This is a genomic window from Mycobacterium sp., from assembly GCF_050701675.1.
Lineage (GTDB): Bacteria > Actinomycetota > Actinomycetes > Mycobacteriales > Mycobacteriaceae > Mycobacterium.
This window is the reverse complement of sequence record NZ_JBOGDD010000506.1, coordinates 1-9,628: the sequence shown is the minus strand read 5'-3', so window position 1 is coordinate 9,628 and position 9,628 is coordinate 1. Positions and strand designations below refer to the sequence as shown.

At 67.1% G+C, this 9,628-nt stretch carries 9 protein-coding genes and 1 pseudogene; 6 read left to right on the top strand and 4 right to left on the bottom strand.

Annotated features, from left to right (window positions below; genetic code table 11):
- Nucleotides 1–1,037, bottom strand: a 1,037-nt coding sequence (locus ACRDUX_RS15170) for a carboxylesterase family protein (RefSeq protein ID WP_526414842.1), incomplete at its 3' end; no start/stop codon positions are given.
- On the opposite strand from ACRDUX_RS15170, the gene ypfJ reads away from it, so the two are divergent.
- Entirely contained in the window at nt 958–1,857 is a 900-nt protein-coding gene (gene ypfJ, locus ACRDUX_RS15165; protein WP_526414841.1) for a KPN_02809 family neutral zinc metallopeptidase, read from the top strand. The two genes, ACRDUX_RS15170 and ypfJ, sit on opposite strands and share 80 nt — an antisense overlap.
- Nucleotides 1,858–1,870: 13 nt before the next feature.
- Here ypfJ and ACRDUX_RS15160 read toward each other — a convergent pair whose 3' ends face one another.
- Together ACRDUX_RS15160 and ACRDUX_RS15155 are read right to left on the bottom strand one after the other, a co-directional pair.
- Nucleotides 1,871–2,752, bottom strand: coding sequence for an acyl-CoA thioesterase (locus tag ACRDUX_RS15160; RefSeq protein ID WP_526414840.1), 882 nt, complete (start codon nt 2,750–2,752; stop codon nt 1,871–1,873).
- Between the two features lie 41 nt (nt 2,753–2,793).
- Nucleotides 2,794–3,648 carry an LLM class flavin-dependent oxidoreductase gene (locus ACRDUX_RS15155; protein ID WP_526414839.1) on the bottom strand — a complete coding sequence of 285 codons (855 nt, stop codon included), beginning with the start codon at nt 3,646–3,648 and terminating at the stop codon, nt 2,794–2,796.
- A gap of 61 nt (nt 3,649–3,709) precedes the next feature.
- On the opposite strand from ACRDUX_RS15155, the gene ACRDUX_RS15150 reads away from it, so the two are divergent.
- The 4 genes from ACRDUX_RS15150 to ACRDUX_RS15135 all read left to right on the top strand — a co-directional run bounded on the left by ACRDUX_RS15150 (nt 3,710) and on the right by ACRDUX_RS15135 (nt 8,132).
- Complete coding sequence (locus tag ACRDUX_RS15150) at nt 3,710–4,342, top strand: TetR/AcrR family transcriptional regulator (RefSeq protein ID WP_526414838.1); 633 nt, start codon at nt 3,710–3,712, stop codon at nt 4,340–4,342.
- Nucleotides 4,343–4,467: 125 nt separating this feature from the next.
- Nucleotides 4,468–5,703, top strand: coding sequence for an amidohydrolase family protein (locus ACRDUX_RS15145; protein WP_526414837.1), 1,236 nt, complete (start codon nt 4,468–4,470; stop codon nt 5,701–5,703).
- A 39-nt stretch (nt 5,704–5,742) separates the two neighbouring features.
- Nucleotides 5,743–6,885 carry an acyl-CoA dehydrogenase family protein gene (locus ACRDUX_RS15140; protein WP_526414836.1) on the top strand — a complete coding sequence of 381 codons (1,143 nt, stop codon included), beginning with the start codon at nt 5,743–5,745 and terminating at the stop codon, nt 6,883–6,885.
- On the top strand, nt 6,882–8,132 hold the full coding sequence (locus tag ACRDUX_RS15135; protein ID WP_526414835.1) for an acyl-CoA dehydrogenase family protein: 1,251 nt from the start codon (nt 6,882–6,884) through the stop codon (nt 8,130–8,132). Before ACRDUX_RS15140 ends, ACRDUX_RS15135 begins: the two co-directional genes overlap by 4 nt.
- Nucleotides 8,133–8,153: 21 nt before the next feature.
- On the opposite strand, the gene ACRDUX_RS15130 is transcribed toward ACRDUX_RS15135, so the two are convergent.
- Complete coding sequence (locus ACRDUX_RS15130; protein ID WP_526414834.1) at nt 8,154–8,909, bottom strand: alpha/beta fold hydrolase; 756 nt, start codon at nt 8,907–8,909, stop codon at nt 8,154–8,156.
- An 82-nt stretch (nt 8,910–8,991) separates the two neighbouring features.
- Here ACRDUX_RS15130 and ACRDUX_RS15125 point away from each other — a divergent pair.
- Nucleotides 8,992–9,628, top strand: a pseudogene (locus ACRDUX_RS15125) (hypothetical protein); the annotation flags it as partial.

Genomic DNA, 9,628 nt, shown 5'->3' with positions numbered 1-9,628 from the left:
ATGGGGTGCCTCGGCAGCGATTCGACGCCGTGGGTCAGCCCGTACGCCAGCGTCGGTGTGCGTCCGGCACTCTCGGACTGGAGTTCACCAGCAGCACGCCGAAGCCGTCGCTGCGGTAGCGACTTCACCTCGTCGACACCGACCCCGAGTCGCTCGATGAACGCTTCGGCCTGGCGGGCGCGCGTCTCTCGGTCGGCGATCAGCGGCAACGCCGGGCTCTGAGCGATCGCGCGGATGAACAGACCACTGCCCAGCGGGCTGGCCAGCAGCGCCAGAACCGATGTGGCGCCTGCGGATTCACCGAACACCGTCACCCGGTCGGGATCGCCGCCGAACGCGCCGATGTTGTCGCGCACCCACTGCAGAGCCGCGACCTGGTCACGCAGACAGAGGTTGTCGTCGAATCCGGGCCCGAGGTCGCCGAGTTCGAACCCCCCGAAGACACCGAGCCGATACGTGACGTTCACGACGACGACGTCCCCGTTGGCCGCAAGCCGACTGCCGTTGTAGAGCTGGAGTTGCCCGGCGCCGTAGACGAACGCGCCGCCGGGTATCCAGACCATCACCGGCAGTGCCCGGCCCGTGGGTTCAGGCGACCACACGGTCAGCGTCAGACATGCCTCGTCGCGAATCTTCGGGTCGTCGCGGCCACCCCCGACGAAGGACCGCCCCTGCGGTGGGATCGGCCCGTGCTCGATGGCGTCGCGAACCCCGGTCCACGGCGCAGGCGGCACCGGAGCCACGAACCGTCGCTCGCCAAGGGGCTGCTCGGCGTACGCGATGCCCCGCCACACGTTGACGCCACCCTCGGTGGTGCCTCGCAACCGGCCGTAGGCGGTGTGCGCGATGGTCGAATCTTCCGCAGTTCCCCGCTGAGCGGCCACGTCTGAATCGTAGTGTGGGAAGCTGAACGCGGCTCGTCCCGAGCCTTCGGTGCCGGCCACGGATGGGGTGCAGATGACCTTCAACGAAGGTATGCGGATCGACACGAGCACCACGTCGAGCAGCGGCGGTGGCGGCGGCGGTGGCGGGCGCATCGCGATCGGCGGCGGCATCGGTGGGCTGCTGATCGTCGTGGTCGCGTTGTTCCTCGGCGTCGATCCCGGGACGGTGCTGCCGCAGGGCGGTTCGAGTGAGTACGACTCGCAGGGCGTCGAGGCGCCCGGCTTCGATCTGACCCAGTGCAAGACGGGCAAGGACGCCAACGACATCCTCGGGTGCCGCATCGTCGCGACCGGCAACTCCGTCGACGGGGTGTGGTCCCAGTTGCTGCAGGGCTACACACGACCCAAGGTCCGACTGTTCAGCAACCAAGTCCAGACCGGATGCGGTCCCGCTACCACCGACGTCGGACCGTTCTACTGCCCCGTCGACCAGACGGCGTACTTCGACACCTCCTTCTTCCAGACGCTCGTCGACCAGTTCGGCTCCAGCGGTGGCCCGTTGGCGCAGGAGTACGTCGTCGCGCACGAGTTCGGCCACCACGTGCAGGATCTGCAGGGCACCCTCGGCCGCGCGCAGCAGGGGCCCGGCGGCGCCGAGGGCAACAGCGTGCGCACCGAACTGCAGGCCGACTGCTACGGCGGTGTGTGGGCGCACTATGCCGCGATCACCAAGCAGGCGGGCACCGACGTGACCTTCCTGCAGCCGCTGACCGATCAGGACATCAAGGACGCCCTGTCCGCGGCCTCGTCAGTGGGCGACGACAGAATCCAGCAGTCCTCGACGGGCCGGGTCAATCCGGAGTCGTGGACCCACGGTTCGTCGAATGCCAGGCAGTACTGGTTCACCGAGGGGTACCGGACCGGCGACCCGAACAAGTGCGACACCTTCTCCGCGCAGGATCTCCACGAGTGACGAGGCCCGTCGACTAAAGGCGGGACTGCGCACCGATCGAGGTGTCGGTGGTGCGCAGCGGACGGATCAGCGCGTCCTGGCTGAACGAGGCGAGAAGGTCGCCCTCCTCGGTGTGGACCGCACCGCGCACGTAGGACATCCCCGCGCCCACCTGGGTGCTCTCGTGGGTGTAGAGGATCCAGCCGTCCCAGCTGACCGGCTCGTGGAAGCTCACCGAGATCGTCATCGGCGCAGTCGACACCGTGAGGTGAGCCTGCGCCGTGCCGATACCCTGGTGCGCGCGCATCGTCGTCGAAATCCCAAGGTGGCCGGTGAAGTACGCGAGCAGCGCCTTGGCCAGTTCATCCCGGCTGGGAATCGGGTCGTAGTGCAACCACGCGTAGAGCTCTGGCGGCCCGACCTCGTCGGGACTGTTGACGTCGACCACGTCGACGAGCCTGAGCTGGCGTCCGGTCATCGGCATCTCGGAGTGGTTCGCGTCGGCCGGTGCCACCACGTCGGGCTTCGGAAGGTGGTGGCGGATCACGTCGGCCGACGGCACGTCGCTGAGCACGGTCACCGTGATGCATCGCTTGCCGTTCTGCGTCACCGAGATCACCGCGGTCGCGGTGGACCGCCCCTCGGAGACCACGTCGACGGCCAGCTCGACCGGTGGCCCGACGACGACGGCGCGGGCGAATACCGCGTAGGCGGACCGCACCGACTTCTCCGGAAATCGCTTGCCCGCGGCGACGATTGCCTGGGCAAGCACCTGGGTGCCCTCCACCACCTGGCGCTCGTCGGCGCCGGCCAAACCGGTCTGGCCGGTGAACCGGTCCGCTCCGTCGGGTTCGACGTCGAACAGGTCGAGAAGGCCGCCGACCGTCCAGTGCGCCTGATCTGAATCCGTTGTCATGTTTGTCTCGTCCTTCTCGTGTGGAATGGCGTCGTGTGGAATTACCATGTGCGACTTGCGATGACGTTCTCCGCGAACTCGGCCAGCGTGGCAGGCGGGGCGAAGTCGGCGAACCAGACGTAGAACCGCTCGACGCCCTGAGCCGACAGACTCGCGAAGTGATCGACGAGTTCGCCTGCGTCACCGCACACCAGGCCGCTGCCGAGGTGCCCGAAGCGACGGGTGCTGACGGCGGTGACCTCGGCGCGATCGGCGCCGTGCGCGATGAATCCCACCATCTGCTGCACCGACACGCGTACGTCGCCGACCGACGGCAGCAGGGCAGGCAGCCGGTCGAGCTGATGAGACGGCACGTTCCACCAGTCGGCGTGCCTGCGCACCAGCTCCATCGTCTTCTTTCCAGTTCCGCCAAGCACCAGGGGAATTCGGCGGCCGGGCCGAGGTTCCTGGATCACGCCGTCGGCGTCGGACTCGCCCCAGTACTGACGGATCGATTCGATGCTGCGGCCCAGGCGCGCGACGCGGGCGGGTGGGTCATCGCCGTCGTCGAGGCCGTACCGGTCGAATTCCTGGGGCCACGAACCCCAACCCAGGCCGAGTTCGAAGCGGTCCCCCGATGCCGCCGCCAAGGTGACGGCCTCCTTGGCCAGCACCGCAGGTTGACGGAACGCGTCGCACAGCACGAGGTGTCCGATGCGAAGCCGCTCGGTGTGCGCGGCCACCCACGTCGCGACGGTCATCGCCTCCCAAATGCCTTGATGCGGCGCACCGGGAGGCTCGAGGTGGTCGATGAACGCGATCCCGTCGAAGCCGGCGGCCTCGGCCGCGCGCGCCCGACCGACGATGTCGGGAATCTCCAGCCGCACCTGGGGCAGGAACAGGAACCATTCGGCCATCGGTGCGTCACCTTAGCGGCAAGCCCACCGCTGGTTCTACCGAACCGGTAACGTCGTTCTCATGGCGAAGGCAACCGGGCGGGCCTCGGCAGGCCAAGAGGAGGCCGGCCCCGTCGACGAGGAATCCAGGGCGAGTCGGTTCATGCGGTCGGCGCTGTCCATCCTCGGCGAGACCGGCCGCACCGACTTCACCGTGCTCGAGGTGGTCGAGCGCTCGAAGACCTCGCTGCGATCCTTCTACCAGCACTTCGCCACCAAGGACGAGCTTCTGCTGGCCCTCGTCGACAGGATCATGACCGAGTCGACGCTGCGCTGGCGCGACGAGACGAGCGGACTGGCGGCCGCGGAGGCGCTCAAGGTGCTACTCGACAGGATCACCGCACCGGCCGAGTCGACCACGCAGAACAGCATCAACAGGGGCTTGACCTTCTACAACGATCACCTCGCGGAGACGATGCCTGCCGAGTACGCCAGCGTGCTCTCACCGGTGCACGCCCTGATCAAGGACATCATCACCCGCGGGATCTCCGAAGGGGCATTCGCCGCCGAACTCGAGGTCGACCCGACCGCGACGCTCATCATGCAATCGGCGCTCGGCGCCATGCGGTTGCGCGTGCTCGGCGCCGAACTCAACGGCGTCCCCATCGAGGGTCGCCACATCTACGAATTCTGCCTGCGCGCGCTGCAGCCCTGATCTAAACAGCCGCTGAGCTGCAGGTAATCACATCGAGAGAGTGGCAGAACATGCTGGTTCACTCTGCGCCGTCAAAGTGGTAACGTCATTACCGCTGACGATAACCAGACTTCCAGGAGGCGGAAATGCCCTCACGCGAACTGTCCTATCCGGTGTTCGATGCCGACAACCACTTCTACGAGCCCAAGGAAGCGCTGACCCAGTTCCTGCCGGACAACCGCAAGGGCGTCATCGACTACATCGAGGTCCGCGGGCGGACCAAGATCATGGTCCGCAACCAGGTCAGCGACTACATCCCCAACCCGACGTTCGAGGTGGTCGCCAAGCCGGGCGCCCAGGAGGACTACTTCCGCCACGGCAGCGGCGGCAAGACCTACCGCGAGGTGATGGGCAAGCCGATGAAGGCCATCCCCGCCTTCCGCAATCCCGCCGCGCGCCTCGAGGTCCTCGACGGGCTCGGCCTGGACTACACGCTGATGTTCCCGACGCTCGCCAGCCTCGTCGAGGAACGGCTGAAGGACGACCCCGACCTGATCCTCGACATCGTCCACGCACTGAACCAGTGGATGTATGAAACCTGGCAGTTCAACTACGAGGACCGCATCTTCTCCACCCCGGTCATCAATCTGGGCAATGTCGACCGCGCCCTCGAAGAACTCGAATGGTGTCTCGAGCGCGGCGCCAAGACCGTCCTGGTGCGGCCCGCGCCGGTGCCCGGATACCGCGGCAGCCGCTCCATGGGCGTGCCGGAGTTCGACCCGTTCTGGCAGGCCTGCGTCAAGGCCGGCATCCCGGTGTCGATGCACGCTTCTGACAGTGGGTACTCGTCCTACCTCAACGACTGGGAGCCCGGCGACGAGTTCAAGCCGTTCGCACCGACGTCGTTCCGGATGGTCGCAATGGGCAAGCGGCCCATCGAGGACACCATGGCGGCGCTGGTCTGCCACGGCGCCCTGACCCGCAACCCCGATCTGCGCATCCTGTCGGTCGAGAACGGCGCCTCGTGGGTGCCCTACCTGTTCTACCAATTCAAGGACGTCTTCAAGAAGATGCCCGACTCGTTCCCCGAGGATCCGATCCAGGCGTTCAAGCGCGCCATCTACGTCGCGCCATTCTGGGAGGACAACTTCAAGCAGATGGCCGACCTCTGCGGTATCGACCGCATCATCTTCGGCTCGGACTGGCCGCATCCCGAGGGCCTGGCCGATCCCATCAACCTGGTCAGCGACCTCGAGGCCCACGGCCTCGACGAAGAGGGCATCCGAAAGGTCATGGGCGGCAACATGGTCGACCTGTTCAAGGTCGCCAACAAGAAGGTCTACAAGCCCGACGTGCCCGCGCTCGTCCTGGCCGACAGGTAACAGTCTCCTTCGAGCGGCATCACCCCCAGAGAGGCTCACATGAGTGAGGTTGCGTCCCCCGAGAGGCTGCTCTTCGCATCGACCGCACAGGCATTCCTGGAGAAGGAGGCCTCGCTCGACCGCGTTCGCGAACTGCACGCCGCCGGTGAATCCTTCGACGCCGGTTGGTGGCAACGCGCTGCGGAACTCGGGTGGGCCAGCATGCTCGTCCCCGAGGAACTCGGCGGCGGCAGTGTGTCCGGCGACGGGGTGGGAGATCTCGCCCTGATCGCCGAGCAGATCGGCAGGACCGTCGCGCCCGGACCGCTGCACCCCGTGAACACCGTGCTGGCGGGCCTGGTCGACGCCGACAATGCTCAAACCCATTCGAAGACCATCGAATCGCTCGTCGCCGGCGAACTCGCCGCCAGCTGGGCCGTCTACGAGCCCGGCCGGCCGTGGGCACCCGAGGTCGCCGCCGTCACGGCCACCAAGACCGACACGGGGTTCCGCATCGATGGTGCGAAGGACCGCGTCGAGGCGGGGGCTGAATGCGGACTGTTCCTCGTCGTCGCCGAATATCAGGGCGCCATCCGTCAGTTCCTGGTACCCGCCGACGCGGCCGGCGTCTCCATCGAGAGCCAGAAGTCACTCGACCTCGTAAAGCGTTACGCCCGAGTCACCTTCAACGGCGTCGCCATCGACGCAGAGGCCGTCGTCGGATCGGCCGAGCAGACCTCGGCGCTCATCGCCAGGCAGAGCCAGATCGCCCAGGTACTTCAGTGCGCCGAGGTGGTCGGCATCCTCGACGCGGTGTTCGGCTTCACCGTCCAGTGGGCGCTGGACCGGTACTCGTTCGGCCGACCCCTGGCGTCCTATCAAGCGCTCAAGCACAAGTACGCGGACATGAAGATCTGGCTGGAGGCCTGCCGCGCCACCACCCGCGCCGCGATCGCCGCGGTCGGTGCCCGCGCCGACGACGCCGACCTGACGGTCAGCGTGGCGAAGTCATACCTCGGTGAACACGCCCCCGGCATGCTGCAACAGTGTGTCCAGCTGCACGGTGGCATCGGCGTGACCTGGGAGCACGACCTGCACCTGTATCTGCGCCGAATCACGCTGTACCGCTCGATGTTCGGAACACCCGAGGACCACAATCTGCGTGTGTACGCGCTCACCGAGGAGCTGGAGTCCGCGTCATGACCGAAACCACGACGACCACGACGACCGAGTCGGTCGCGGAGTTCGCCGCGCGAGCACGGGCCTGGCTCGCCGAGAACATGCCGCGCATCGACCCGGCCAACCCGCCAGGGGTCGACCGCGGCGAGGACGCGCCCTGGCAGCGCGCCCGCGAGCTGCAGCAGAAGTTGTACCGAGGGGGGTTCGCCGGGATTTGCTTTCCACGGGAGTACGGCGGTCTTGGTCTGCCGATCTCCTACCAGCGGGCGTTCGACACCGAGTCGCGCGACTACGAAATGCCGATCATCCTCAACACGCCCACGTTCACGATCTGCGCCGCGACCATCCTCGACACCGGGACGGACGAGCAGAAACGCGACCGGATCTCCGCGGCGATCCGAGGTGACGAGATCCTGGTGCAACTCCTCAGCGAGCCCAGTGGCGGGTCCGATCTGGCCGGCGTGATCACCCGAGCCGACCGTCGCGGCGACAAGTGGATCATCAACGGCGCCAAGACCTGGAGCACCAGCGCGTTCGCCGCCGACTACGGACTTCTACTGGCCCGCACCGACTGGAACGTCCCCAAGCACGAAGGTCTCACGATGTTCCTGGTGCCGATCAACAGCCCAGGCATCACCATGCGCCGGATCATGCAGGTCGACGGTGGCAACGAGTTCTGCGAGGAGTTCTTCGACGACCTCGAACTTCCCGACGACGCCGTCGTTGGCGAGGTGAACAAGGGCTGGGAAGTGGCGTCCCGGCAGATGTTCCACGAGCGCCGCGCGGTCGGCGGCGGCTCCGAGTTCGCCAGCGGGACGGGCGCCGAGGGCGCTTCGGACCAGCCCGTTGACTACGTCGCGCTCCTCGAGGCGACCGGCCAGACCGCCAACGAGCGGATCCGCGAGCAGGCGGGCCGCGCACTGGTGCACCGGGCCGTACAGGAACAGTTGGTCGACCACGTCTACCACGGCGTCCTGGACGGCTCGCTGCCGCAGGCGGCCGGTTCGATCATCCGCATCACGCATGCCGAGACCATTCAGTTCGAGATAGACACCGCGCTGGCCATTGCGGGCACCGGTGGAGTGGTCGACGACGGAACGGGCTTGTTCTCCTACGGTGAGCGCTACCCCTCCCGCCAGGGCGCGTCACTCGGCGGCGGTACCACCGAGATCGCGCGCAACATCATCGCCGAGCGCATCCTGGGCTTCCCCCGTGAGCACGCTCCCGACCGTGGCGTGCCCTTCAATCAGGTGAAGCGCAAGCGCGAGTAGGGGTTCGAGGGAACCCAGGGATCATCGGTTGACCTTCCAGAAGTCGACCAGAAGCCCGGCAGCGCCTGCCGGGTCCTGCGTCATCCACCAATGGCCAAGGCCATCGAGGACTTCGACGCGGGCGCCGCTGCGGGCCGCAGCGCGCCGCTTCTGCTCGTCGGTGCCGACGAAGTGATCCTCGGTGGGCAGCAGCGCCAGGCCCGGCCGGGCGGAGGCAGCTTCGAGATTCTGGCCCGCCGTGGCGGCGAAGGGCTGCGCAGCAGACCGGTACAGCGTCAGGATCGACTGTCCCATCACGTCGTCGATGCCCTCGGACACCCGGCTCGCGACGGCGGCCGCCATGCCCGCACCGGTCAGGAAGTCGGCACGGTCCGTGGTCGACATCGCCGCGAGCTCTGCCACGGCCGTCTCACCGACGTCGGGCGTCTGCCATTGTTGAGCCAGGTCATGCCAGACGTAGTCGGCGTCGAATACGCCAGGGACGTCGGAGACCCAGGAACGAAGCAGGTCGGGTCGCGTCATCGCGACGGTCAGCGCGTGGCCACCGCCCCAGTCGTGCCCGACGAGATCGACCGGTTGACCAATCGATTCGAGTTCGGCGACGAGCCAGCCGCGGTAGCCGTCCATCGTCGCCGTGAAACCGGCGGGCACCGGCGCGCCGAACCCGGGCGGGGAGAGCGTGCGGACGTCGCTCTCCCCGAGGTCGTGAAGCTGCTCGACCAGGGGATCCCACACCTCGGCGGTCTCGGGCACGCCATGGACCAGAACGACTGTCATCGTTTCTCCCTCTTTGACGGATTGACTCGTTCGTCACGCTACCCACGCCCCCCAACACCGCGGGGGCCAGTACTATCGCCGGGTGCGGGGGCTGCTGCTTCGACCGTTGAGCTTGTTCTGGCGGTACTGGCCACAGCTGGCTGCCTGCTATCTGCTCGGCATCCTGGGGCGCCAAGGCGCAATCGAGCTGGCTGCCCGATTGGGCTATGCCAACGACTGGTGGGCCGCGGTCATCATGCCGCTGGCGGGGTTGGCCCGGTTGGGCTCCTTGGTGGCGATGTTCATGGTGCTGCGCCCGGCCATCCCGGTCCTGGCCGATCTCCCGGCGCGATCGTCACGACGCATCGACCTGTTCGCCACCGTCATCGTGCCCTTCTTCGCGATCTATCTGGCGTGGCAGCTGTTCCGGGATGACTGGCTGGCCTTCGAGCGACTTGCGCTGGACTACCGGGCAGCCGACGCGATCAACACCCCTGGGGCCGTGGAGCTGCACCCGGGCACGCTTCCGGTGGGCACGAGCACCTGGGTGCTGATCGCCGCGGCCTTCGCCGGACGCTGGCTGCTCGGCAAGTTGAAGAACCGCTTGCCGACCTGGTTGGTCGCAGTGCAGGTTTATCTCGACGCGCTATGGGTCTTCCTGGTGCTCAGCTTCTCGGCCAACAAGGGCATGACGCTGCTGGTCAACCCGTCCGGCTGGATCCAGGAGCGCCGGATCGTGG

Bases quoted from the DNA above. Each gene is read 5' to 3' on its own strand.
- ACRDUX_RS15160 (WP_526414840.1), bottom strand. From the start codon at position 2,752: ATGACAACGGATTCAGATCAGGCGCACTGGACGGTCGGCGGCCTTCTC.
- ACRDUX_RS15130 (WP_526414834.1), bottom strand. From the start codon at position 8,909: ATGACAGTCGTTCTGGTCCATGGCGTGCCCGAGACCGCCGAGGTGTGG.
- ACRDUX_RS15150 (WP_526414838.1), top strand. From the start codon at position 3,710: ATGGCGAAGGCAACCGGGCGGGCCTCGGCAGGCCAAGAGGAGGCCGGC.
- ACRDUX_RS15155 (WP_526414839.1), bottom strand. From the start codon at position 3,648: ATGGCCGAATGGTTCCTGTTCCTGCCCCAGGTGCGGCTGGAGATTCCC.
- ypfJ (WP_526414841.1), top strand. From the start codon at position 958: ATGACCTTCAACGAAGGTATGCGGATCGACACGAGCACCACGTCGAGC.
- ACRDUX_RS15140 (WP_526414836.1), top strand. From the start codon at position 5,743: ATGAGTGAGGTTGCGTCCCCCGAGAGGCTGCTCTTCGCATCGACCGCA.
- ACRDUX_RS15135 (WP_526414835.1), top strand. From the start codon at position 6,882: ATGACCGAAACCACGACGACCACGACGACCGAGTCGGTCGCGGAGTTC.
- ACRDUX_RS15145 (WP_526414837.1), top strand. From the start codon at position 4,468: ATGCCCTCACGCGAACTGTCCTATCCGGTGTTCGATGCCGACAACCAC.